Annotated in this window: 19 protein-coding genes; 13 read left to right on the top strand and 6 right to left on the bottom strand. The window is 63.1% G+C overall.

What is annotated here, in order from left to right; genetic code table 11:
* Positions 1-92 precede the first annotated feature (92 nt).
* From NEK97_RS01855 to NEK97_RS01835, 5 genes are all read left to right on the top strand, one after another.
* A complete protein-coding gene (locus NEK97_RS01855; RefSeq protein WP_257368165.1) occupies positions 93-611 on the top strand; it encodes an HAD domain-containing protein in 519 nt (172 codons plus the stop codon).
* Positions 612-790: 179 nt separating this feature from the next.
* Positions 791-1,996 carry an inorganic phosphate transporter gene (locus NEK97_RS01850; RefSeq protein ID WP_235521703.1) on the top strand — a complete coding sequence of 402 codons (1,206 nt, stop codon included), beginning with the start codon at positions 791-793 and terminating at the stop codon, positions 1,994-1,996.
* Positions 1,993-2,214: a hypothetical protein gene (locus tag NEK97_RS01845; protein ID WP_257368164.1), complete on the top strand. Its 222-nt coding sequence runs from the start codon at positions 1,993-1,995 to the stop codon at positions 2,212-2,214. Before NEK97_RS01850 ends, NEK97_RS01845 begins: the two co-directional genes overlap by 4 nt.
* A 96-nt stretch (positions 2,215-2,310) precedes the next feature.
* Positions 2,311-3,378, top strand: coding sequence for a hypothetical protein (locus NEK97_RS01840; protein WP_257368163.1), 1,068 nt, complete (start codon positions 2,311-2,313; stop codon positions 3,376-3,378).
* 48 nt (positions 3,379-3,426) lie between these two features.
* Positions 3,427-3,984, top strand: a complete 558-nt coding sequence (locus tag NEK97_RS01835) for a dihydrofolate reductase family protein (protein WP_257368162.1) — start codon at positions 3,427-3,429, stop codon at positions 3,982-3,984.
* On the opposite strand, the gene NEK97_RS01830 is transcribed toward NEK97_RS01835, so the two are convergent.
* A complete protein-coding gene (locus NEK97_RS01830; RefSeq protein ID WP_211712601.1) occupies positions 3,981-4,445 on the bottom strand; it encodes a hotdog fold thioesterase in 465 nt (154 codons plus the stop codon). The two genes, NEK97_RS01835 and NEK97_RS01830, sit on opposite strands and share 4 nt — an antisense overlap.
* Positions 4,446-4,464: 19 nt before the next feature.
* On the opposite strand from NEK97_RS01830, the gene polA reads away from it, so the two are divergent.
* From polA to rpsA, 4 genes are all read left to right on the top strand, one after another.
* Positions 4,465-7,236 (top strand): DNA polymerase I, encoded by a 2,772-nt coding sequence (gene polA, locus NEK97_RS01825; protein WP_374111498.1) that lies wholly within the window; start codon positions 4,465-4,467, stop codon positions 7,234-7,236.
* A gap of 84 nt (positions 7,237-7,320) precedes the next feature.
* Positions 7,321-8,634 carry a GNAT family N-acetyltransferase gene (locus NEK97_RS01820; protein ID WP_257368161.1) on the top strand — a complete coding sequence of 438 codons (1,314 nt, stop codon included), beginning with the start codon at positions 7,321-7,323 and terminating at the stop codon, positions 8,632-8,634.
* Positions 8,635-8,687: 53 nt separating this feature from the next.
* Positions 8,688-9,632, top strand: coding sequence for a polysaccharide deacetylase family protein (locus NEK97_RS01815; RefSeq protein ID WP_257368160.1), 945 nt, complete (start codon positions 8,688-8,690; stop codon positions 9,630-9,632).
* Positions 9,633-9,816: 184 nt separating this feature from the next.
* Entirely contained in the window at positions 9,817-11,292 is a 1,476-nt protein-coding gene (gene rpsA, locus NEK97_RS01810) for a 30S ribosomal protein S1 (protein ID WP_090821282.1), read from the top strand.
* 100 nt (positions 11,293-11,392) lie between these two features.
* Here the strand turns inward: rpsA and NEK97_RS01805 are convergent, their stop codons facing one another.
* A complete protein-coding gene (locus NEK97_RS01805; RefSeq protein ID WP_257368159.1) occupies positions 11,393-12,082 on the bottom strand; it encodes a YigZ family protein in 690 nt (229 codons plus the stop codon).
* 22 nt (positions 12,083-12,104) lie between these two features.
* On the opposite strand from NEK97_RS01805, the gene coaE reads away from it, so the two are divergent.
* The 4 genes from coaE (at position 12,105) to NEK97_RS01785 (ending at position 18,042) form a co-directional block, all read left to right on the top strand.
* Positions 12,105-13,343, top strand: coding sequence for a dephospho-CoA kinase (gene coaE / locus NEK97_RS01800; RefSeq protein WP_257368158.1), 1,239 nt, complete (start codon positions 12,105-12,107; stop codon positions 13,341-13,343).
* A gap of 29 nt (positions 13,344-13,372) precedes the next feature.
* Positions 13,373-15,472: an excinuclease ABC subunit UvrB gene (gene uvrB / locus NEK97_RS01795; RefSeq protein WP_257368157.1), complete on the top strand. Its 2,100-nt coding sequence runs from the start codon at positions 13,373-13,375 to the stop codon at positions 15,470-15,472.
* A 166-nt stretch (positions 15,473-15,638) separates the two neighbouring features.
* Complete coding sequence (locus tag NEK97_RS01790) at positions 15,639-16,667, top strand: TerC family protein (RefSeq protein ID WP_257368156.1); 1,029 nt, start codon at positions 15,639-15,641, stop codon at positions 16,665-16,667.
* Between the two features lie 28 nt (positions 16,668-16,695).
* Positions 16,696-18,042 (top strand): MFS transporter, encoded by a 1,347-nt coding sequence (locus NEK97_RS01785; RefSeq protein ID WP_257368155.1) that lies wholly within the window; start codon positions 16,696-16,698, stop codon positions 18,040-18,042.
* Positions 18,043-18,086: 44 nt separating this feature from the next.
* On the opposite strand, the gene NEK97_RS01780 is transcribed toward NEK97_RS01785, so the two are convergent.
* The 4 genes from NEK97_RS01780 to NEK97_RS01765 are packed head-to-tail and all read right to left on the bottom strand — an operon-like array spanning position 18,087 to position 23,880.
* Positions 18,087-19,424 carry an alpha/beta hydrolase gene (locus NEK97_RS01780; RefSeq protein WP_257368154.1) on the bottom strand — a complete coding sequence of 446 codons (1,338 nt, stop codon included), beginning with the start codon at positions 19,422-19,424 and terminating at the stop codon, positions 18,087-18,089.
* Complete coding sequence (locus tag NEK97_RS01775; RefSeq protein ID WP_257368153.1) at positions 19,417-19,929, bottom strand: GNAT family N-acetyltransferase; 513 nt, start codon at positions 19,927-19,929, stop codon at positions 19,417-19,419. The genes NEK97_RS01780 and NEK97_RS01775 overlap by 8 nt, the downstream gene beginning before the upstream one ends.
* 13 nt (positions 19,930-19,942) lie before the next feature.
* Positions 19,943-21,334, bottom strand: a complete 1,392-nt coding sequence (locus NEK97_RS01770; protein WP_257368152.1) for a CoA transferase — start codon at positions 21,332-21,334, stop codon at positions 19,943-19,945.
* Positions 21,335-21,345: 11 nt separating this feature from the next.
* Positions 21,346-23,880, bottom strand: coding sequence for an RNA helicase (locus NEK97_RS01765; protein WP_257368151.1), 2,535 nt, complete (start codon positions 23,878-23,880; stop codon positions 21,346-21,348).
* Between the last annotated feature and the right edge of the window lie 56 nt (positions 23,881-23,936).

The raw sequence follows: 23,936 nt of genomic DNA, 5'->3' as shown, positions 1-23,936 counted from the left end.
GAACGTCAAGAGTTTGATTCTGCCCAACCCCCAACCGGCGATTGCGCCATCCCGTAGGCTGATGCTGAACCGTTGGGGAAGGGGGAGTGGACATGGAATCCACCCACAGGCGGACAGCTCCGGTGTCGATCTACCTGGATGTCGACGGCGTGGTGAACCCCTTCAGTCCCGTAGGAACCACTGACTGGGGTAACGAATGGACCTTCGCCGATGCGGGCATCCTCGAAGTTGCTTTCGCGCCGGAGGCCGTGGCCGAGCTTAATGACCTCTCCGGCCACCCGGCTGCCCGCTTCGTCTGGCTCACCACCTGGGAACGGTTGGCGCCCGAGTTCCTCTGCCCCGCCATTGGACTGAGGGGTGAGGACTGGCCGGTACTCTCCAGCCAGGGCTGGGACGAGGGCCCCGAATGGTGGAAGCTGGTGGCCCTCCAGAAGGATCTGGCGTCGGCCGGTAGTGATCGGATGATCTGGCTGGATGACCAACTCAGTGCCGAGCCCGAGGCACGTTCCTGGGCCGAGTACCAGCAGGACCGTGTGCTGTGCGTCTCCCCGGATCCACGGAAGGGGCTGACGCGTAAGGATTTGGCGGCCGTCCGGGCATATTTGGGTTGATGCCTGCCCCGGGTACGTTTGTCCGCTCAGGGCCCCGCCACGTAGGATTCTTAAGGTTTCAAGCCCGCCAGAATGAATCCCGCAAGTCGAGTCAGTTGAACAGATGCTGAACTATGCTGTGGATGGCAGGTACGGGGAAGTGGAACTGCTGAACGTCGACTCTGCAGATTGGGCAACAGGTGGATATCACCTTCATGGTCGCGCTGGTAATAGCGTTGGCCCTATTTTTTGACTTCACCAACGGGTTTCACGACACAGCCAATGCGATGGCTACACCCATCGCTACGGGGGCGATCAAGCCCAAAACGGCTGTTGCCCTGGCGGCTGTGCTCAACCTTGTGGGCGCGTTCCTCTCCACCGAAGTGGCCAAGACCATTTCCGGAGGCCTGATCCGGGAAGGTACGGACGGCATCCACATCACGCCGGATATTATCTTCGCGGGACTCATGGGCGCAGTTCTGTGGAACATGATCACCTGGCTCAAGGGTCTGCCTTCAAGTTCCTCGCACGCCCTTTTCGGCGGCCTGATCGGCGCTGCAGTGGTTGGCATTGGCTTCCACTCCATCAACTTTGAAACTGTCCTGCAGAAGGTCATTCTGCCCGCAGTCATCGCACCCCTGATCGCGGGGTTCGTGGCTTACATCTGTACCCGCCTGGCCTACGCGCTTACGTCGCGGCACGATCCCGAGACCGGCGACAAACTCACCCAGAAACGCGGTGGGTTCCGCACGGGCCAGATCTTCACGTCCAGCCTGGTGGCCCTCGCCCACGGTACGAACGACGCCCAAAAGACCATGGGTATCATCACCCTGGTCCTGATCGCTGGAGGCACCCAGGCCCCCGGCAGCGGCCCCCAATTCTGGGTCATCACCGCCTGCGCCCTGGCGATTGCGATCGGCACCTATGCCGGCGGCTGGCGCATCATCCGGACCATGGGCTCCGGTCTGACCGAGGTTAAGCCCGCGCAGGGATTCTCCGCTGAAACAAGCACGGCCTCGGCCATCCTCGCGTCATCGCACTTGGGCTTCGCGCTCTCCACCACGCAGGTTGCGTCGGGTTCGGTCATCGGTTCCGGCCTGGGCCGTAAAGGCACTTCGGTCCGATGGGGAACCGCAGGCAAGATTGCTTTAGGTTGGCTGTTCACCCTCCCGGCCTCGGCGATCGTCGGTGCCCTGACGGCGCTCCTGGTGGGCACCGGCGTCGTTGGCGTTGTCATCGCAGCAGTGGTTGGAACGTCCGCTGTGGTGTTCATGTTCGTGGTTTCACGTAGGTCCCATGTCGGCCACCATAACGCCGTGGAAGTCGACGAGGCCGGCCACGCAGTGCAGTTCAGGAAAAAGAAGAAAAACCGAAAGACCACCCCGAGCGGAGACGTGCAGCGATGAAATGGTTGGAATTGCTGCAGGTTGCAGGTGTCACCCTTGTGGCTGCCGTTACCTTGGTTGTCCTGTATTCACTGGGGGTACGCCTGACGGCCATCGCCGGTGACGCCCAGCAGAAGTCACCCGCATTGATCCGCTCGCTGGCTTACGTCTGCTTCGGCGTGTGCGGGGTAGCCGTCCTGTTCGGCATCTACCTGATCGTCCCCTACTTCGGTAAATAGCGGCCGCTCTGGCAGTCACACCCCATCGGGAGAATAATCAGCAGTGTAGTTGTGCACGTGACTGCGTGATCGTGATCCGGCAGATGTGGGGCTGTCATGAAATGCCAATCCCGGAACCAAATCATCGGGCTGGCCTTGGCGCCGATCCTGATGCTGGGACTCTCTGCCTGCCTTCCCCCATCCACGGAAGGACTCCGGCCTGACCAAGGCTCCAGCGCAGCCAGCCAGGACACCTCGCAGCAATCGCAGCAAATGCAGCCAACCATCGCCGCTCCAACTACCGCCCAGCCCCGCGAAGCTACCGATCCGGCAGTCTCGGGAGCGCCGGCCAGTTCCAGTGCGCCGGAACCGGCCGACGCGCCGGCCACCTCCGGCGGGCCGCAGGCGGACGCGCAAGTTGTGCAGTGGTTGCCTGCCGGACCCATTGGGCCCAACGACCCAGTGTCGGGACAGCGATATCTCCTGCTTCAACAATTCCAATGTGACGCCTTGGCCCAAAGCCTCGAAGGCGCTGAGGACGCTGCTGTGTGGCAGGCGGGAGCGGCTGTCTGCCGGGCTGTGCAAAGCGGAAGCCAGCAGGACTGGCAACGGGCATCCAAAGCCGTGGGCGCAACTCCGCAGATTCCACAAAGCAAGTGCCTGGAATTCAGGGTTGCGATTACCGCTGCATCATTGCTTGCCCAGCACCGTAGTAATCCGCAGGCGGCCTTCAACGTACAGCCCGGGCAAGGAGAGGCCTGCCCCAGGCAGCTGGTCGGGTTGACCGTGGTGGACGAGGAGCTCAACCCGCTTCCCGGCACAACCCGCGCAACGGGTCCCAGCACGGGCGGCACCATTGTCCGCCTGGACGGGTACTACGTGCATGTAAGCGAGGTCCTGTTCGACGGCGTACCTGCGGATGTCGACTTTGTTGGTGACCGGCACGACTATGGAACGGTCTACCTCCGGATGCCCCCGGCACAGGGTCGGGACTCGGTCAGGATCTCGATCACCGACACGATGGAGGTCGCAGGAACTGTCACGTTCTTCTACGAGGACTCCGGCCTGTCCACGGGTGCCCGAGGTCCGTCGCCGTCCCCCGGGACCATTCCCGCAACACAGCCGCCGGACGTCTCCATTACTCCCTCCACGTCGCCTGAACCGTCCACCACGGCCGCACCTTAGGGGCAGGTCCAGGTACTCACCTGTCCGTCCGCTGGCTAGTCTGGGGCCATGTCACTTTTCCAGTACTACGTAGCGGCAACCGTTGACGGCTTCATCGCCTCACCTGATGACGACCTGGCCTGGCTCCTGCAGTTCGACCAGGTGGACGGCGTGAACGAGAGCATCGGGTCCTTCATGGCGGGAGTGGGCTGTATCGCCATGGGCGGCGACACCTACCGATGGCTGATCGAGCACGAGCCGGACAACTGGCCGTATCCGGAAACGCCATGCTGGGTCTTCACCCACCAGGACTACGTTGCGCCGGCGGGATCGGATATTACCTTCGTCCGTGGTGACGTTCGCAGCTTCGCCCCTGACCTTCTCAAGGCCGCTGGCGATAGGAACGTCTGGTTGGTCGGTGGCGGAGATTTGGTGGCCCAATTTGCCGACGCGGGACTCCTCCACGAAATGATCGTCACCATCATTCCGGTGGTGCTGGGCGCCGGCAAGCGGCTCCTGCCGTTGAAAGGCCCGACGGCGCCCCTTGAGTTGGTCTCGTCCCGCATCCTTGGGGGCGCCGCTGCGGAACTGCATTACCGGATGCCGCAGTCCGTCACCACTGGCTAGTGCCGGTTGTCCCGGATCATGTTGGTGATCCGGGCCGTTGAGAGGCGGCGGCCCTTGTCGTCGGTGATGACGATCTCGTGTGTGGCAAGGGTTCCTCCCAGATGGATGGCCGTGCAGGTTCCCGTCACCAGGCCGGCAGCAACCGAGCGGTGATGGGTGGCGCCCACTTCGATGCCGACTGCATGCCTGCCCCTTCCGGCATGCAGTGATGCGGCGAAGGATCCCAGTGTCTCGGCGAGGACCACGTGGGCCCCGCCATGGAGGATCCCGGCCACCTGGGTATTGCCCTCAACGGGCATAGTCGCCACGATGCGTTCGGCTCCCATTTCGGTGAAACGGATGCCGAGTTTCACCACCAGGGCGCCAACTCCGTGGGCCGACAGCCAATCATGGAACTCTTCAGGCACACCTGCCTCATTCAGCTCGTCGACAAACGGGTTCGGCGTGAAATTGTCCTTCATGCCAACTAGGCTGGCACCTGTGAGTGAAACAACCAAACCGGACCAGGTTCCAACGGCCCAGGCTGCTGCCGTCGCTACAGCACCCGCACCTTCCGCCAACAGCACGGGGGAGGGCCGGCCAAGGTTGCTGGTCCTCGATGGCCACTCCATGGCGTTCAGGGCGTTCTATGCCCTTCCCGCCGAGAATTTCTCCACGGCACGGGGGCAATACACCAACGCAGTGCACGGCTTCACGTCCATGCTGATCAACCTGATCAAGGATCAGAAGCCCACCCACGTTGCCGTGGCTTTCGACGTTTCCGACGACACCACGTTCCGCAAGGCCGAGTACAGCGAATACAAGGGCGGACGCAACGCCACCCCCGCGGAGTTCGCGGGCCAGATCGGACTCATTGCCAAGGTCATGGAGGCATGGGGGATCCGGACCATTGCCATGCCCGGATATGAAGCGGACGATGTCCTGGCTACGCTGGCAGCACAGGGCGACGCGGCGGGCTTCGAGGTCCTCCTTGTCTCCGGTGACAGGGACGCCTTCCAGCTCATCAACGACAACGTTTTTGTGCTCTACCCGAAGCAGGGCGTCAGCAACATCCCCAAGATGGACGCTGCTGCCATCGAAGAGAAGTACTTCGTCAAACCGAGCCTCTACTCGGACCTCGCCGCGCTGGTCGGCGAATCGGCGGACAACCTCCCTGGTGTACCGGGCGTTGGCCCCAAGACCGCTGCCAAATGGATCAACCTTTACGGCGGCCTTGAAGGCATCCTGGAAAACCTCGATTCCATCGGCGGCAAGGTCGGCGGTGCCCTCAAGGAGAACCTGGAGAACGTCAAGCGCAACCGCAGGCTGAACCAACTGCTGTCCGATCTTGACCTGCCCCTCACACTGGCGGACCTGCACGAACCACGCCCTGACCGCCAAGCCATTGAGGAGCTCTTTGAAGAGCTCGAATTCAGGACACTCCGCACCCGGCTCTTCGACCTTTACGGCGACGACACGGCCGGTGCCGCACCGGACACCATCGACGCTCCGGAGTTTTCCAGGATCACGGACGCTGAGTCGCTGGAGGCGTTCTTCGGCGCAGGGGCCGGCATGCGCTCAGCCCTCGCGGTGCAATTGGTTCCCGGGCGCATCGGCGACGACGCGAGTGCCCTGGCAGTAGTCCGCAACAACGGTGCTGCGTACATTGAACTCGCGGACCTGGATGCCGCGGCAGAGTCCGTGCTGCTTCGCTGGCTTCGGGACCCCGAAGAAGCCAAAGTGCTGCACGAGTTCAAATCGGCGCTCAAGGCCTTGCACAACCGGGGCCTTGGACTTGAGGGCGTGGTGGATGACACCTCAATTTCCGGTTACCTGATCCAGCCCGACCGTCGCAGCTACGACCTCGCCGAGCTCGCCCAGGTGCACTTGAAAATTTCGCTCGCGGCGGCTGCAGCCCCCTCCGGCCAGCTGGAGCTGGACCTTTCCGGGGAAACCGACGAAGTTGCCGCAACAGCGCTCGTCCAGCATGCCGCCGTCGTGCACGCACTCAGCAAGCACTTCGAAACCGAACTTGCCGACATCAAGGCCGATGCCCTGCTGACGACGCTTGAACTTCCCGTCGCGCGCGTCCTGGCGCAGATGGAGCTGACGGGTATCTACGTCTCCACGGACCGAATGGATGAGCAACTTGCCGACCTCACCAAGGTGATCGGCAATGCCCAGGAACAGGCGTTCGCTGCGATCGGCCACGAGGTAAACCTCGGATCGCCGAAGCAGCTCCAGACCGTCCTCTTTGACGAACTTGGGCTCCCCAAGACCAAGAAGATCAAGTCCGGCTACACCACGGATGCTGCGTCTTTGAAGGGGCTGCTGGAGAAGACCGGACACGAGTTCCTGGTCCAGCTCATGGCGCACCGGGAGTCCTCCAAGCTGGCCCAGATGGTGGAGACCCTCAAGAAGTCCGTTGCCGACGATGGCCGCATCCACACCACGTATGCGCAGAACATCGCAGCAACCGGCCGTATCTCCTCCAACAACCCCAACCTGCAGAACATCCCCGTCCGCAGCGAGGAAGGACGGCGTGTTCGGGGCATCTTTGTCGTCAGCGAGGGCTACGAGTGCTTGCTGTCCGCGGACTACTCACAGATCGAGATGCGCATCATGGCGCATTTGTCCGGCGACGAAGCCTTGATCCAGGCTTACCGCGACGGCGAGGACCTGCACCGCTTCGTGGGCTCACGGATCTTCAACGTTGAGCCGGCTGAGGTCACCAGTGCCATGCGCTCCAAGGTCAAGGCGATGTCGTACGGCCTGGCGTATGGCCTGACGTCCTTTGGCCTTTCAAAGCAGTTGGAGATCTCCGTCGATGAGGCGCGCACCCTTATGAAGGATTACTTCGACCGTTTCGGTGGAGTTCGCGACTACCTGCGCGGCGTCGTGGACCAGGCCCGCACGGATGGCTACACGGCCACCATCGAAGGCCGCCGGCGCTACCTGCCGGACCTGACCAGCACCAACCGGCAGGCCCGCGAGGCTGCAGAACGCATCGCATTGAACTCACCCATCCAGGGCTCGGCGGCGGACCTTATCAAGCGCGCCATGTTGGGCGTTTCCGCGGAGCTGGCCACCCAGGGCCTGAAATCCCGCCTGCTGCTACAGGTCCACGACGAACTGGTTCTCGAGGTGGCACCAGGGGAGCGCGAGGCAGTGGAGAAACTGGTCATCGAACAGATGGGCTCGGCAGCTGACCTTTCAGTCCCGCTGGATGTGCAGATCGGCGTGGGTTCAAGCTGGTACGAGGCCGGACACTAACCCGGGCAGGCATTCAATGGATCGCCGGAGGGCGCGCCGCCGAGATGGTGGCGCGCCCTCCGGCGTCTGGTTAGGCTCGGGAGCGTGGCTGATCCCAATGAACCAAACCTTGAAAAATACTCCGCCCGGCGATTTCCTGCCGTAGGAAACCCGGAAGATGCCGATTACGGCCGATGCGCCACGTGGGTGCAGGCAGTCTCACATGGCTTCCACCAGCAACGGCGCGATGACGAATTCCTGGCCAAGACGCTCGCTGCTTACGAGACTGACCAGCGACAGCTGACCGGCGTTTACGTCAACGGGACCGTGCCGGACCATTCCTTGGGTGCCGACGTGCCCGTGGCGACATACGCCACGATGCGCAAGTCCCTGAACATCGGCTTCGGACGCCAGCTGGAAACCAATTTGGTTACGTCAGTGACGGTCCGTGGCACCCACCGCAGGAACGGAATCCTTCGCGGAATGATCACGGCCGACCTGGAGTCTGCCAAGGACGATGGCTTGGCCATGGCTGCCCTTACGGCGTCCGAAGGCTCCATTTATGGCCGCTTTGGCTTCGGGGTGGCTACGTTCGAACGGAGCATCAAAGTTGATACCGGGCCACGCTTCCGCCTGAAGGGCGAATCGGAGGGCACCGTCGAGGTCGCCGATCCTGCGGTGCTCCTGGACGTGGCGCCGAAGGTATTTGAGCGCGTCCACCGGCTATCGCCGGGTTCAGTGGACCGGCAGGAGTATTACCGGCTGATCGCGTCCGGCTCCATTGGCCCCGACGGCAAGCCCGACACCAGCGTTCGCTGCGCCCTGCACTATGATCTTTCCGGAGCGTTGGACGGCTACGTTTCCTACCGCTTCAAAGGGTGGGAGCACAAGCCGTACACCATGGAAATCGTTGACCTGGTGGCGGCGACCAACGCCGGGTATCTTGATCTCTGGCGATTCCTGGGCAGCATCGACCTCATTGACGAGATCACATGGGCCGAGGCTCCCGTGGATGACCCCCTGGCGTGGGCCCTTGAAGATCCGAGGTGCATCGATGCTTCGGAAATCCGCGACATGCTGTGGCTCCGGATCCTGGATACTCCGGCAGCCCTGCAGGCCCGCCACTACGCGTCAGCGGGGAGGCTGGTCATGGAAGTAGCAGATCCGTTGGGAATGGCGGATGGTGCCTGGGTCGTGGAGTCCGACGGCGGCAGCACCGCCGTCGTGCGGGACGCTGCGGGCGAAACGCCCGACCTCAGGCTGGACGTGGCGGACCTCGCGTCGATCTATTTGGGCGCCGTGTCGCCGGTGACGTTGGCCGCCGCGGGACGCATCAAGGAGAAGCGTCCAGGCGCTGCGCTCCAAGCCCAGCAGCTCTTCGCAGTTGAGCGGTCCGCACACTGCATGACCCACTTCTAAGCCTTAGCCCGAACCAAACATCATCAGATAGCCACAACAAGACGGGGACATCCATGGGGGATTCCACGCGGCGGCCGTTGGTCCGCCGTCGATCAGTGCTGCTCGGAATAGCGGGCTTCGCGTCAGCGGCCCTGGCAGCATGCTCGGAGACAGCAAACGCTTCCGGCACGGATGCCGACGCAACGGGAGAGGCGACGCTTCCGGCGTCAGGCCCGGCAACAGGCCCCGCTACTCCGCCGCCGTCCATCGCTGCCAGGTCCCGTGAGCAGGCCGCTGCTGCCCTGGCCCCGGCGGTGCCGGACAAGCAGCAGATCCTGGCGGAGTTCGCCGAACGCCGCCCCAAGGAATGGGGCCTCCACGTGACCGGGGTGGTGAACAACTCGCAGTCCCGGCAAGTAGCCCTCACCTTTGATGCTTGCGGCGGGCCGGGAGGGGCAGCATGCGACCAGAAGCTGCTGGAAACGCTGCGCCGGCTCAACATCCCCGCCACCCTCTTCTTGAACAGCCGCTGGATCCGTGCCAACCAGGGGCTGTCTGCGGAGCTGGCCGCCGACCCGCTGTTCGAGCTGGCCAACCACGGAACTGCGCACCTTCCCTTGTCCGTGAATGGTAAGTCGGCATACGGAATCGCCGGAACCGCTACCGCTTCGGCGGCTTACGACGAGCTCATGGGCAACCAGGAAGTGGTGCACGAACTGACCGGGACAAGGCCACGCTTCTTCCGCCCAGGGACTGCCTACTACGACGACGTGGCTGCTGCCATGACGCACCGGGTGGGCCTGGTGCCCGTCAACTTCTCCGTAAACGGCGACGGCGGAGCCACCTATCCGGCGGCAACCGTCGCCGCCGAGGTGGGTCGGGTAGCCGCCGGTGACATCGTCATTTCACACTTCAACCGGCCGGCCGGGGGCACGGCGGAAGGCTATGCGCTTGTCCTGCCGAGGCTGCTGGACAGGGGCATCGGGTTCGGGCGGCTCAGCGACGTGCTCACCCCGTAGGACTCCTTTTGACCATGCTTTGCCAATGCGACTAGAATAAACGGGCGTGTACTACGTGCATGCATCCATTTTGTATTAATCCACAAATCAGGATGACCCGGTAATTTGCCGTGTTCTGCCGTCCGGACCCGGGCGGCAGCGGTTCGCCTGACCGACTAACTATCCACAACGGAGCCCCTACTACATGACCATCACCTCCACCGAGAAGCCCGGTACCCCCGTAGTCGCCATTAACGACATCGGTACCGCTGAGGACTTCCTCGCAGCTGTCGACGCCACCATCAAGTACTTCAACGACGGTGACCTCGTCGAAGGTACCGTCGTCAAGGTCGACCGCGACGAAGTTCTGCTCGACATCGGTTACAAGACCGAAGGTGTCATCCCTTCCCGCGAGCTTTCCATCAAGCACGATGTTGATCCCGGCGACGTTGTCGCTGTTGGCGATCAGGTCGAAGCTTTGGTCCTCACCAAGGAAGACAAAGAAGGCCGTCTGATCCTCTCCAAGAAGCGTGCTCAGTACGAGCGTGCCTGGGGCGACATCGAGAAGGTCAAGGAAGAAGACGGTGTCGTTACCGGTACCGTCATCGAGGTTGTCAAGGGTGGCCTCATCCTGGACATCGGCCTGCGCGGCTTCCTGCCCGCATCCCTCGTCGAAATGCGTCGTGTCCGCGACCTGGCTCCGTACATCGGTCAGCAGATCGAAGCCAAGATCATCGAACTGGACAAGAACCGCAACAACGTTGTCCTCTCCCGCCGTGCATGGCTCGAGCAGACCCAGTCCGAGGTTCGCTCCACGTTCCTCAACAAGCTGGAAAAGGGCCAGGTTCGTCCCGGCGTTGTTTCCTCCATCGTCAACTTCGGTGCATTCGTGGACCTTGGCGGCGTAGACGGCCTCGTTCACGTTTCCGAGCTGTCCTGGAAGCACATCGACCACCCGTCCGAGGTTGTCGAGGTTGGCCAGGAAGTCACCGTCGAGGTCCTCGAAGTGGATCTGGACCGCGAGCGTGTCTCCCTGTCGCTCAAGGCTACGCAGGAAGATCCGTGGCAGACCTTCGCCCGCACCCACGCCCTCGGCCAGGTTGTTCCGGGTAAGGTCACCAAGCTGGTTCCGTTCGGTGCGTTCGTTCGCGTCGAAGACGGCATCGAAGGCCTCGTGCACATCTCCGAACTGGCTGTCCGCCACGTGGAGCTGGCCGAGCAGGTTGTCTCCGTTGGCGACGAACTGTTCGTCAAGGTCATCGACATCGACCTCGAGCGTCGCCGCATCTCCCTCTCCCTCAAGCAGGCCAACGAGGGTGTGGACGCTGACAGCACCGAGTTCGATCCCGCTCTGTACGGCATGGCCGCTGAGTACGACGAAGAGGGCAACTACAAGTACCCCGAGGGCTTCGACCCCGAGTCGAACGAATGGCTCGAAGGCTACGAGAACCAGCGTGCAGCCTGGGAGCAGCAGTACGCTGACGCCCAGACCCGCTGGGAAGCCCACAAGAAGCAGGTTGCCCAGCACGCTGCCGACGACGCTGCAGCTGCAACGTCCGGCGAGAGCGACTCCGGCACCACCAGCTACTCCTCGGAGCCGGCCGCTGCTGAGTCCAACGCCGGCACCCTGGCGTCCGACGAAGCACTCGCCGCTCTGCGCGAGAAGCTCACCGGCAACTAATTCCGCCTCCCTCACGGGATGTGCTGAATAGCCAAAAAGGACCCCTGCCTCCGGGCAGGGGTCCTTTTGCGTTCGTCGGATCGGGGCGGGAGCGGGTTTATCACACGGGCATGTCGATCCATTCAGTTCCTTCGGGCCGCAACTCGACGGACCCTGCCGTCAGGGACGCCAACCTGCCCTGGGCCTTGGCTATCTCTGCGGGGTTGTCCGCGAGGGCCAGCCGGAGGATGGTGTGCCTGGCCTCGTAACCGGTTTCGGCCATGACGTACCCGGCGCCCCGGAGTTCATTTTCGAGGCGACCCGCTTCTGCGTGCGGGACTTCCACTGCACAGAGCCGCAACCGTCGGCGGTTCACCAGGGGAGCGGACTCCAAGGCTGACGAGACGGACTCCGAATAGGCACGCACCAGCCCTCCCGCACCCAGCAGGATCCCACCGAAATAGCGCACGACGACGACACTTACGTCGCTCAGGTCGGTCACCTGCGGTGCTGTTTCGCGTTTGATGAGGGCTTCGAGCATGGGAATGCCGGCCGTTCCCGAGGGCTCACCATCATCACTGGAACGTTGGACCATGCGGTCCGGCCCGATGACGAACGCAGAGCAATGGTGGCGGGCGTCATGGAATTCCCGCCGTAAGTCCGACACGAGCGAACGGGCGGTCTCCTCGTCAGGCGAACGACGCAGCACGGTAATGAACCGGGATCGGCGGATTTCCAGTTCGTGGCGGACATCAGGTCCCGCGGCCAGCGTTGTGTAGGTTGTTGCGCGGCTGTCGTCCTCAATTTCCACCGCTTCAGTCTAGTGTTGAGTGGTGTTGAAGATTGGGCTGACGGGCGGCATCGCCTCAGGAAAATCACTGGTCGCGTCACGGCTGCAGGAACTGGGCGCTGTCCTCGTCGACGCTGACGCGCTTGCACGGCAGGTGGTGGAACCCGGCACTCCCGGCCTGGAGCGTGTGGTGGAGGCGTTCGGTCAGGGCATCCTCGACCAGGACGGCAGGCTGGACCGGCCCCAGCTGGGCTCCATCGTGTTTCGCAACGCCGGGCAGCGGGAAGTGCTCAATGGCATCATCCACCCGCTGGTCCGTGAAGCCGCCGCAGCGGTCGTAGCAGCTGCCGGCGCCGGTGACATCGTAGTGCAGGACATTCCGCTGTTGGTTGAAACAGGGCAGGGCAGTAACTTCCACCTGGTGCTGGTGGTGGATGCGCCGGACGACGTGCGCCTGCAGCGAATGGTGGAGTTTCGCGGCATGTCACCGGAGGATGCCCGCTCACGTATCGCTGCCCAGGCGACGCGCGAAACCCGCAATGCCGCCGCAGACGCAGTGCTGGCCAATGTAGGCACGCGGGAGGAACTGCTGGCCCGCGTCGACGTCCTCTGGGAGCAACGCCTGGTGCCGTTCGTGGAGAACCTGCGGCAAGGCAAACGCGCTCCAAGGCCGGGTGCGGCCGTCATGGTTCCCGCCGACCCCACGTGGAGCCTGCAGGCCGGGCGGCTCGCGGCCCGCATCGCTGCATCCGCACCGGGGGAGATCCTTGCCGTTGACCATATAGGCTCGACGTCCGTGCCCGGTTTGGCCGCCAAGGATGTTATCGATCTCCAGGTCACGGTAGCTGATCCAGGGACGGCGGACCGGATAGCGCCGCTGCTGGCCGCTGCCGGTTATCCCGCTGTCCCAGGCATCACCCATGACACGCCAAAACCCTCCCTTCCGGATGCCCGGCAGTGGGAAAAGAGGTTCCATGCCAACGCGGACCCGGGCCGGCCGGTGAACCTCCACGTTCGGGCGGCAGGGTCAGCCGGGTGGCGCTATGCCCTGCAGTTCCGCGACTGGCTGCGGGCCGAACCCTCTGCTGCGCGTCTCTACGAAGAGCACAAGCGGGAGCTCGTGGCCCACCACTCCGAAGACCTGGACACCGCTGCCTACGCGAACGCCAAGGAACCGTGGTTCGCCGCTGTGGCGTGGCCGCTCATGGATGAGTGGGCTGCCCGCACAGGCTGGCTGCCGCCGTCGTATTCCTCTTCCGCTGATGGCAAACGCGGACAGTAGCTGTCCTCGGACGGGGGTAGATTTGATTCATGAGCCTTGCCCAGGAAATCAACCGTGTCGTCGCACCGTTCGAAGTGATCAGCGAGTTCAAACCCGCCGGTGACCAGCCGACCGCCATTGCTGAGCTGACAGAACGCATCAACAACGGCGAAAAAGACGTCGTCCTCCTCGGCGCCACAGGTACAGGCAAAAGCGCAACGACGGCGTGGCTCATCGAGCAGGTCCAGCGACCCACACTGGTGATGGTCCAGAACAAAACCCTCGCTGCGCAGTTGGCCAATGAATTCCGCGAACTGCTGCCCAACAACGCGGTGGAGTACTTCGTCTCCTACTACGACTACTACCAGCCGGAAGCATATGTAGCGCAGACGGACACCTTCATCGAGAAGGACTCCTCCATTAACGAGGAAGTCGAGAGGCTGCGCCACTCCGCCACCAACGCGCTGCTCACCCGCCGCGACGTCATCGTGGTGGCAACGGTGTCCTGCATCTACGGCCTGGGCACGCCGGAAGAATACATTGCCGGAATGGTCACCCTCCGCAAGGGAGCGGAGATGAACCGGGACCACCTGCTGCGCAGGTTCGTTTCCATGCAGTACACCCGCAACGACATGGACTTCCACCGGGGAACGTTCCGGGTCCGCGGCGACACCGTGGAGATCATCCCGATGTATGAAGAACTGGCCATCAGGATCGAATTCTTTGGCGATGAAATCGAGAATATCCAGACCCTGCATCCGCTGACCGGAGAAGTCCTCCGGGAGGAAGAAGAAATGTACGTGTTCCCGGCCTCCCACTATGTGGCCGGACCGGAACGGATGGCACGTGCCATCAAGCGGATTGAGGACGAACTTGCCGACCGCTTGAAAGTGCTCGAGGGGCAGAACAAGCTGGTGGAAGCACAACGGCTTCGGATGCGCACCACGTACGACCTTGAGATGATGCAGCAGATGGGCTTCTGCAACGGCATCGAGAACTATTCGGTACATATTGACGGCCGCGCCCCCGGGACGGCACCCCACTGCCTGCTGGACTACTTCCCCGACGACTTCCTCCTGGTCGTCGACGAGTCGCACGTCACCATTCCCCAGATCGGTGCCATGTACGAGGGCGACATGTCCCGCAAGCGAAACTTGGTGGACTTCGGGTTCCGGCTGCCCTCCGCCATGGACAACAGGCCCCTGAAATGGGATGAGTTCCTGGAACGGATCGGCCAGACCGTCTACCTCTCCGCCACCCCTGGCAAATATGAGCTGGGCAAGGCCGATGGCTATGTCCAGCAGATCATTCGTCCCACGGGCCTCATCGATCCCGAGGTCGTGGTCAAGCCCACCAAGGGCCAGATTGACGACCTTTTGGGGGAGATCAGGACACGGACCGAAAAGAACGAACGCGTCCTTGTCACCACCCTGACAAAGAGGATGGCGGAAGACCTCACCGACTACCTGGTGGGCCACGGCGTCAAAGTGGAATACCTCCACTCCGACGTCGACACCCTGCGGCGCGTCGAGTTGCTCCGCGAGCTCCGCATGGGCGTCTTCGATGTCCTGGTGGGCATCAACCTGCTCCGTGAAGGCCTCGACCTGCCCGAAGTCTCCCTCGTCAGCATCCTTGACGCGGACAAGGAGGGCTTCCTGCGTTCCTCGACGTCCCTGATCCAGACCATCGGCCGTGCTGCACGCAACGTTTCGGGCCAGGTGCACATGTACGCCGACAAGATCACGGACTCCATGGCCCACGCCATTGAGGAGACCAACCGGCGCCGTGCCATCCAGGTCCAGTACAACACCGACCATGGCATCGACCCCCAGCCGCTGCGCAAGAAGATCGCCGATATCACCGATCAGCTGGCCAAGGAGGACGCCGACACCCAGGAGCTGCTGAACAACAACCGACTGGCCAAGGGTGCCAAGCGGGGTAAGTCAGCCGCGAAGGGTGCCGCGACGGTCCGGCAGGACGGGCTCGCTGCAGCTCCCGCTGAGGACCTTGTGGGACTCATTGAGCAACTCACGGAACAGATGCACGGGGCGGCGGCCGAGTTGCAGTTCGAAGTGGCTGCCCGGATCCGTGATGAGGTCAAGGAGTTGAAGCGCGAACTAAGGCAGATGCAGACCGCGGGCCACGCCTAAGGTAAGGTTGGAAGCACGTAGGGGAGTATCCCAAGCGCTAAGTCCGTCAGCACGCAAGGCATGGTTGCCTCGCCGGGCCTAGCGGGTCGCCATGTCAGAGCATTAAGTCTCCAGGGCGGCCGGAGAGACTTACACCGCTTTCACGTACCCTGCGAAAGGCCCCTAAATGGAGCTCCCTGTCTGGTTCGAGGTCGGCTCGTTCGTCGTCCTTGGAATTATTCTGCTGATTGACCTCTTGCTGGTCGTCAAACGCCCCCACGAACCCTCAATGAAGGAAGCCGGCCTGTGGGTCGCCTTCTATGTGGCCTTGGCCATGGTGTTCGCCGGAGCAATGTTCTATTTCACCGGTCCGGAGTACGGCAGCCAATTCATCGCGGGCTGGGTTACCGAGTACAGCCTGAGCATCGACAACCTGTTCGTCTTCATCATCATCATGGCCCGGTTCGCGGTGCCCCGTAAGTACCAACAGGAAGTGCTGATGGTGGGTATCATCATCGCCTTGGTCCTTCGGGGAATCTTCATTGCACTCGGCGCTGTAGTCATCGAGCAGTTCAGCTGGGTGTTCTACATCTTTGGCGCGTTCCTGCTGTGGACTGCCTGGAAGCAGGCCAAGGACTCCGGTGAAGATGAGGAAGAAGGCGCCGAGAACCCGCTTATTGCGCGCCTCCGCAAGGTCCTGCCCATGTCGGAGAAGTTCGACGGCGGCAAGTTGCGGACCACCGTAAACGGCAAGAAGGTCTTCACCCCCATGCTGATCGTCTTCGTGACCATCGGCCTGACAGACCTCCTGTTTGCTGTCGACTCCATCCCGGCGATCTTCGGGCTTACCCAGAGCGCGTTCATCGTCTTCACCGCGAACATCTTCGCGCTGATGGGCCTGCGCCAGTTGTACTTCCTGCTCGGTGGCCTGATGACACGCCTGGTTTACCTGAAGCACGCACTGTCCGTGATCCTGGCGTTCATTGGCGTCAAGCTGGTCCTCCACGCCATGCACGTCAACGAACTGCCCTTCATCAACGGTGGCCACCACATCGAGTGGGCTCCGGAGATCCCCACGTACGTCTCGCTCGCGGTCATCGTCGGAACCATCATTGTGGCAGTCGTGGCCAGCCTCCTGAGCCCGGCAGCCCGCAAAGCCAAGATGGATGCCAGGCTGGAAGAGGACGCACGAAAGAGCCTGAGCGAAGCCGAATAACAGGCTTGGATCGTTGTAGTCTCATGAAGTGAACACCACTTCGACGACGGCGCTGGACCCTCAACGGGTCCAGCGCCGTTCCGTTTTCCTGCTCAGCTCAGCCCAGCTCCTTAGCGGAGTCGGCAACGGAGCCACGTTGTCCATCGGGTCACTCCTGGCCGTGGACCTGACCGGTTCTGAGGCCTGGGCGGGTTCCATTACAACGGTCCTGACCCTGGCCGCAGCGGTCGCGGCCCTACCGTTGGCACGGTTGGCGGAGTCGCGGGGGCGCCGTGTCGGTCTTGTGACCGGTTTAGTGGCAGCCATGGCGGGGGCGCTTCTCATCATCGTTTCCGTGATGAGCCAACTCTTCGTCGTCCTGCTGTTGGGTGCGGCGTTGCTGGGGCTTGGTACCGCGGCGAACCTCCAGGCGAGGTTTGCCGCCGTCGACCTTGCCCAACCCGAGCACCGTGGCCGGTCGCTCTCGACGGTGGTCTGGGCGATCACCATCGGCGCGGTCGCAGGGCCGAACCTGATCCAGCCCGGCGCTGTCGTCGGAGCCGCTTTGGGCCTGCCTCCGATCGTTGGACCGTTCGTGTTTTCCGCGGCTGGGCTGCTGCTGGCAGCCGTTCTGCTTTTCGTCGGCCTACGGCCGGATCCCTTGCTGCTGGCCCGTCGTCTGGCCGCCGCCGATGGGCCTGCCGAGGCGGGGGAAAAACCCATCAGGGGCACTGTCGGGTCCGGACTGCGGGCTGTCCGCTCGTCGCCGCAGGCGATGCTGGCCCTCACGGCGGTGGTGGGCGCCCACGGCGTGATGGTGGCTGTCATGTCCATGACGCCATTGCATTTGCAGCAGCTGCTGGGTGGATCGCATCAGGGGCACCACGGAGGCACCACCGAGAGCACGGACGCCTTGGTGATCATAGGCGTGACCATTTCGCTGCACATTGCGGGAATGTACGCCTTGTCGCCCTTGTGGGGCTGGTTGACGGACAGGGCCGGGCGGCTGCAGACCATCGCTCTGGGGCACGGCCTCTTGCTGCTGGCCGTGTTCATCGCCGGCTTCGGCCAGCACGAACCCATCCTGGTCACCAGCGGACTGATCCTGCTCGGACTGGGCTGGTCCGCAGCCACGATTGCCGGCTCAACCCTGCTGGGAGAGAGCGTCGCACCAGGCCAACGCGTCACTGTGCAGGGTGTATCGGACACGCTGATGGGCGCAGCCGGAGCGGTAGGCGGTGCCACCTCGGGGTTGCTCCTGGCCTGGATCGGCTACCAAGGCCTCAACATCGCTTCGAGCATGGTGGCGGCGGCAGTGCTGGCCCTCGCCGGCGTTGCGGCCTTTCGGGGACCCGTCCGCCACGCAGGGCAGCCCCGCCAGCAGACACCGCAGTGACCCCGGTTCGACCCAGTGCTGGCAGCGGTGCGGTGATTCGTGGCCTAGCGGGCAGTCCGGACCATGCCCAACAACCGTCCGAAGATGCCTTCACCGTCCTCGCCAATGCCATCGTGGTGGAAATCGGCGGTGACCCACGGCTGGAGCCCACGCACGGCGGCTGCCGTCTCCAGTGAAAGGTCATGGTCAACGTAAATGTCGTCCTTGTACACCGCAGCCGCAACAGGCACAGTGTTGGTTGCCAACCGCTCGGTGTCGTACAAGGGCTTCCAGTCCTTCTTGCTGGCCAGCAGGCCGGCCACCTCGCGCATTGGGGCGAGGGATGGGTCCTGCTCGAAGTACCACGGATACACCATTTCGCCGGTGAGCAGCGGCGCTTCAGCACCGGGCTCGAACTCGGGGTATTCCCGCAGGACCCTCCAAGCGGCCCAATCCGTAGCCTCGTCCTGGCCGTAGATCGACTCGTGCATCACGGCGTAGAGGGGATTGGTTCCCCTGCTCACCAGCGCCCGCACTTGTTCGAGGAACGACTCAGAGAGCCGCGGGCCGTTACTGGTCTCGATGAACGCGTCCTCCAGGAGGTAATGCAGTGCATCCACCCTGCCGTTGCCTCCCAGGAATGATCCCACCATTTGGAACCGCTCAGGCGTCAGCCGCTCGCCACTGGCCAGGAACTCCGGCTGCTCCTCCAGATGGCGCACAATCCGGGTTACAAGTTCCCGGTCCTCGGGATACCAGGAAAAGTACTCGGCGTTACGGGCCGCGACACGGCGGAAGGTGGCCTGGTACACGCGGTCGGCCGCACCCTGGAGTGGGGCCAGCCCGCCCGTAATCAGCACTTCCCGCAGTCCTTCGGGCGCAAAGGAGAGATACGTCAAGGCACAGAACCCGCCGAAGCTTTGGCCCAGGACGGACCAGGGTCCCGAGTCCAGGACCGATCGGATGTGCTCAGCGTCGGCAACGATGGAATCCGCGCGGAAATGCGTCAGGTACTCCGCCTGCGCCTCCGCATCTCCCCGTCGTTCCAGACTCCTGGGCTCGACGGGGGTGGACAACCCCGTGCCGCGTTGGTCGAGCATGAGGATCCGGAAATCCTTCGCGGCGGCTTTCATCCACCCGGAGAGGGAAGTGACCCTGTTGCCCCGGCCACCCGGGCCGCCCTGCAGGTACAGGAGCCAGGGCAAGCGGCTGGCAGCTTCGGGGGTGTGCGCAGTGGAGGAGTATTCACGGGCGAATACCGAGATGGTTTCCCCGGAACCGCTCTGGCTCTCCGCTGCGTGGTCCAGGGGGACTGTGAAGTAGTGCTCCACGGTTCGGATCCCACGGAACTCGTGGCGGCCGCGGATACTGTGGCCGTTGTTGGGCAGCACGGTTTCAGCCACGGGTGAGTGCCTGGCTGGCGGGGTCGGAAGTCGCGCCAAAGGCTTCAAGCGCGTCACCTGTCAAACGGAATGTTGACCACTCCGCCATGGGGAAGGCTCCAAGGTTCTTGTAGAAGTTGATCGAGGGCTCGTTCCAGTTCAGGACACTCCACTCGACACGCGCATATCCACGTTCGACGGCGGTTGCGGCCAGGTGCTGCAACAGCGCCTTGCCGTGGCCCTCGCCGCGCGCATCCGGTTCCACATAAAGGTCCTCAAGGTAGATACCGTGGACCCCTTCCCACGTGGAATAGTTCAGGAACCACAAAGCAAAGCCTTGCACCGTGCCCGCGGCATTCTCGGCGATGGTGGCGTATACCCGGGGGTTGTCCCCAAAGAGGACGTCCGAAAGCATCTCAGGAGTGTTCTTGACGGCGTCCGGTTCCTTCTCGTAGATCGCAAGATCGTGGATCATACGAAGGATTGCGGGAACGTCTTCAACTGTGGCGGGTCGGATTACACTCATGGCATCGAGCTTACTAGGGCAGATCGGCCTGCCGCCGCCAGGCCAGCACTGAGGATCCGTACTGTACGGGCGGCTCCCGGTACATCAGCTGTGTGCCTCCCACCAGGAGGGGCGGCGCCACGAACTCGAGCGTCCCGTAGGGGCTGTCCGTGACAACGACATCAGGTTCCGGCAGCCTACTGGCTGCAACATCCCCGTAGTCCCGGGGGAGGGCAAAAAGTTCCTCGGCGGTCCGCGCCAATGACATCCTGGCCAAACCACCGCGTCCTGTATGGAGCCGTTCGCCCAGCAAGGCGATGACGGCAGCAGCCAGTCCGTACCCTGTGGCATGGTCAAGCGCCTGGACAGGCAACGCCCCGGGCTGCCACCCTGCGTCGTCGGGCTGTCCATACCGTTCGGCGATCCCGGTGGCCGCCTGCACCAGACTGTCGAATCCACGCCGCCCCTTCCATGGTCCGCTGCGGCCCCACGCGGTCAAGGTGGCAACGACGAGGCCGGGCCTGCTCGCCAACAGCGCACCGGGCCCCAGACCGAAACGGTCCAGGCCGCCGTCGTGGTATCCCGTGACCACAACGTCGGCCGAAGCAACCAGCCCGTTGATGACGCCCAAGTCCGCCGCCCGACCAAGATCCGCCTCGGCGCTTCGCTTATCGAAACCTGAATCGACGAAAGCGTCCGTCAATTCCGGAAGCTGGGGCGGGTCGATGCGTAGTACGTCCGCGCCGAGGGCCCCCAGGAGCCGAGTTGCGGTGGGGCCGGCAATGACCCGGGTCAGGTCCAGGACCCGTAATCCGTCCAGCGGCAGCCGTGGGTTTGTGGCAGGAAACCACGCCGTCCGGTGCGAAGCGGCAGCATGCTCAGCCGAAGATTCGATGTCGATCCAGCCGCCGGAGGCCGCCGCATGATGCATCGGCGAGGCGAGCCATTCGGTGCGGCTCCGGACGGCCGCAGCCACGCCCTTGTTGGCCACGATCGCGGCCTCGGCCTCCAGGGAGGTCATCGACAAGAGCGTACGGTCCACGTCCTGTGGGCTGGTCGCTGAAAGGGCTTCCAGCAAACGGGCAGCATGGTGGGGATAGTTGGCGTGAAGGCGGATCCAGCCATCCTTCGTGGGCCTGAAGCCCGACATCGGAGCGAAGCCCACTGGTTTCTGCCCAGCGATTCTCAGGTGACCCAGTGAATCGAATGCAGCCGCCGCAGGAGCGGCTGAGGTGGAATACCTGCCGGGAGATCCGGTAAGTGCGTTGAGCGCAGTTGCCACCGCTTGGACTGAGCCGAGCGCGAGGCCTTCGACGTCCAATGCACCACCCCACCACCGGCGCGGACCGTCGCAGGCAGCGGGAGGCACTTCAACCAATGCCCCAAGTTTCCGCAGGCCTGCAACGAGGTCGGGGATGGTTCCCATGGGATTCCCGCTCAGAGCCTGTTGACGTCCGTCACGCGGACCACTGCAGTGCCGGACTCGTCGGAGGCTGCCAAGTCCACTTCGGCCGATATGCCCCAGTCGTGGTTGCCTGCCGGGTCATCGAAGATTTGCCGGACCTTCCACGTGCCGGGCTCTTCGGTGATGATGAGCAAGCCCGGTCCGCGCGCGTCGGGTCCGGTGCCGATGTCGTCGTGTTCGTCAAAGTAATCGTCCAACACGTCTTCCCAACGCCCGGCATCCCAGCCGGCATCGGCATCGAGTTCGCCCAAGGCATTGGAATCCTCGTCGGCGAAAAGTTCAACCCTGCGGAACATCTCGTTACGGACCATCACCCGGAAGGCCCGGATATTGGACGTCAGCGACGGAGGCGGGGGCGGTGGCGCATCGTGCGGCGTCGGGGCAGCCCCGGAGGTGAGTTCCTCCCATTCATCCAGCAAGCTGGAGTCCACCTGGCGCACCAGTTCCCCCAGCCATGCGATCAGGTCTTCGAGATCCTCGCGGAGCAGGTCCTGGGGAACGGTCTGCCGGAGGGCCCGGAAACCGTCCGCCAGATAGCGGAGGACAATGCCCTCCGAACGGGCCAAGCCGTAGAACTGGACGAACTCCCCGAAGTTCATGGCCCGCTCATACATGTCGCGGACAATCGACTTCGGCGCGAGTTCGAAGTCGCCAACCCATGGGGCTGCCTTGCGGTAGACCTCGAAGGCTTCGCCCAGGATTTCGGCCAACGGCATGGGGTAGGTTACTTCGTCGAGCATGGCCATGCGCTGGTCGTACTCGATGCCGTCAGCCTTCATGGCCGCAACCGCCTCGCCGCGTGCCTTCTTCTGCTGGGCGGAGAGTATCTGTCGTGGCTTCTCAAGCGTTGACTCGATCACGGACACAACATCAAGGGCATATGACGGCGACTCCGGGTCGAGCAACTCCAACGCGGCAAGGGCGAAGGGGGACAACGGCTGGTTCAGGGCAAAGTTTGCCTGCAGGTGCACTGTGAGACGAACCGAGCGCCCCTCGGCTTCCTGCTGGTCCTCAGGGATCCGTTCAACAACTCCTGCTGCCAGGAGCTCACGATAGATTCCCAAGGCTTTCTTCATCAGTTTCAGCTGTGCGGGCCGGCTCTCATGGTTTTCGCTCAGAAGCCTGCGGGTTGCCTGGAAGGGGTCGCCAGGACGTTCCATGAGATTCAGGAGCATCGCGTGGGTGACGGTGAAGCTGGACGTCAGCGGCTCCGGAATGGATTCCACCAGTTTGTTGAACGTCGGCTCGCCCCAGGAAACAAATCCCTCCGGCGGTTTCTTCTTGACCACCTGGCGCAGCTTCTTTTGGTCGTCGCCGAACTTGGCCGTGGCCTTGGCCATGGCTTTGGTGTTCTCCACCACGTGTTCGGGAGCCTGGACGACCACCGTGCCTGCAGTGTCGTAGCCGGCACGGCCTGCGCGGCCGGCGATCTGGTGGAACTCACGGGAGTTCAGGGGGCGGGTTCGAACGCCGTCGTATTTACTTAGGGCCGTCAACAGCACAGTGCGGATGGGCACGTTGATGCCAACGCCCAACGTGTCAGTGCCGCAAATAACCTTCAGGAGTCCTGCTTGGGCGAGTTGCTCCACCAGGCGGCGGTATTTGGGGAGCATTCCAGCGTGGTGAACGCCAATGCCATGCCGGACCAGCCTGTTGAGGGTCTTTCCGAATCCGGCGGCAAACCTGAAGCCCGCGATGAGTTCAGCGATCCGGTCCTTCTCGTCACGGCTGCACATGTTGATGCTCATGAGGTTCTGGGCGCGCTCAATGGCTTCGGCTTGGCTGAAATGGACCACATACACCGGAACCTGCTTGGTGGCGAGCAGCTCCTCAAGGGTCTCGTGGACAGGCGTCACCTGGTAGTAGTAGTGCAGCGGGATGGGGCGTTCGGCCGAGCTCACAGTGGTGGTGGAGCGGCCGGTGAGATCAGACAGGCCGGCCTCGAAGCGCGTCACATCGCCCAACGTCGCGGACATGAGGAGGAACTGGGCCTGGGGGAGTTCCAGCAGTGGCACCTGCCAGGCCCACCCCCGCTGCGGGTCGGAGTAAAAGTGGAACTCGTCCATGATGACGGAGCCCAACTCGGCAGAAGCACCCTCGCGGAGGGCGATGTTCGCGAGGATCTCAGCTGTACAGCAAATGATCGGCGCATCCTGGTTCACCCCGGAGTCACCGGTGATCATGCCAACGTTCTCTGCGCCGAAAATGTCGCACAGGGCGAAGAACTTTTCCGACACCAGCGCCTTGATGGGGGCGGTGTAGTAGCTCCGTTGGCCGCGCGCCATGGCTTCGAAGTGCGCAGCGATCGCCACCAGGGACTTTCCGGAGCCCGTGGGAGTGGCAAGGATGACGTTGGCGCCCGAGGCGAGCTCCATGATCGCTTCGTCCTGCGCCGGGTACAGCTGAAGCCCGCGACTCTCCGTCCACTCCACGAACCGTGTGTAAATTTCGTCCGGGTCCAGGGGACCGGTGTCGGCGGAACCGGGAAGCTGCTCAAGAAGTTTCATTGGTTTCCAGCTTAGTGCCCGCACGGTTTAGGCTCGGCCCAGCAGTGATGCCAGAC

Origin of the sequence: Paenarthrobacter sp. UW852, from assembly GCF_024608385.1 — a bacterium.
Classification (GTDB): Bacteria; Actinomycetota; Actinomycetes; order Actinomycetales; family Micrococcaceae; genus Arthrobacter.
Note: the sequence above shows the minus strand (reverse complement) of the source record. Positions and strands in the feature narration are given on the sequence as shown.

What these genes read in the sequence shown, in the direction of transcription:
- NEK97_RS01855 (WP_257368165.1), top strand. Translation starts at nt 93, where the DNA reads ATGGAATCCACCCACAGGCGGACAGCTCCGGTGTCGATCTACCTGGAT.
- NEK97_RS01845 (WP_257368164.1), top strand. Translation starts at nt 1,993, where the DNA reads ATGAAATGGTTGGAATTGCTGCAGGTTGCAGGTGTCACCCTTGTGGCT.
- NEK97_RS01840 (WP_257368163.1), top strand. Translation starts at nt 2,311, where the DNA reads ATGAAATGCCAATCCCGGAACCAAATCATCGGGCTGGCCTTGGCGCCG.
- NEK97_RS01835 (WP_257368162.1), top strand. Translation starts at nt 3,427, where the DNA reads ATGTCACTTTTCCAGTACTACGTAGCGGCAACCGTTGACGGCTTCATC.
- NEK97_RS01830 (WP_211712601.1), bottom strand. Translation starts at nt 4,445, where the DNA reads ATGAAGGACAATTTCACGCCGAACCCGTTTGTCGACGAGCTGAATGAG.
- NEK97_RS01815 (WP_257368160.1), top strand. Translation starts at nt 8,688, where the DNA reads ATGGGGGATTCCACGCGGCGGCCGTTGGTCCGCCGTCGATCAGTGCTG.
- rpsA (WP_090821282.1), top strand. Translation starts at nt 9,817, where the DNA reads ATGACCATCACCTCCACCGAGAAGCCCGGTACCCCCGTAGTCGCCATT.
- uvrB (WP_257368157.1), top strand. Translation starts at nt 13,373, where the DNA reads ATGAGCCTTGCCCAGGAAATCAACCGTGTCGTCGCACCGTTCGAAGTG.
- NEK97_RS01790 (WP_257368156.1), top strand. Translation starts at nt 15,639, where the DNA reads ATGGAGCTCCCTGTCTGGTTCGAGGTCGGCTCGTTCGTCGTCCTTGGA.
- NEK97_RS01775 (WP_257368153.1), bottom strand. Translation starts at nt 19,929, where the DNA reads ATGAGTGTAATCCGACCCGCCACAGTTGAAGACGTTCCCGCAATCCTT.
- NEK97_RS01770 (WP_257368152.1), bottom strand. Translation starts at nt 21,334, where the DNA reads ATGGGAACCATCCCCGACCTCGTTGCAGGCCTGCGGAAACTTGGGGCA.
- NEK97_RS01765 (WP_257368151.1), bottom strand. Translation starts at nt 23,880, where the DNA reads ATGAAACTTCTTGAGCAGCTTCCCGGTTCCGCCGACACCGGTCCCCTG.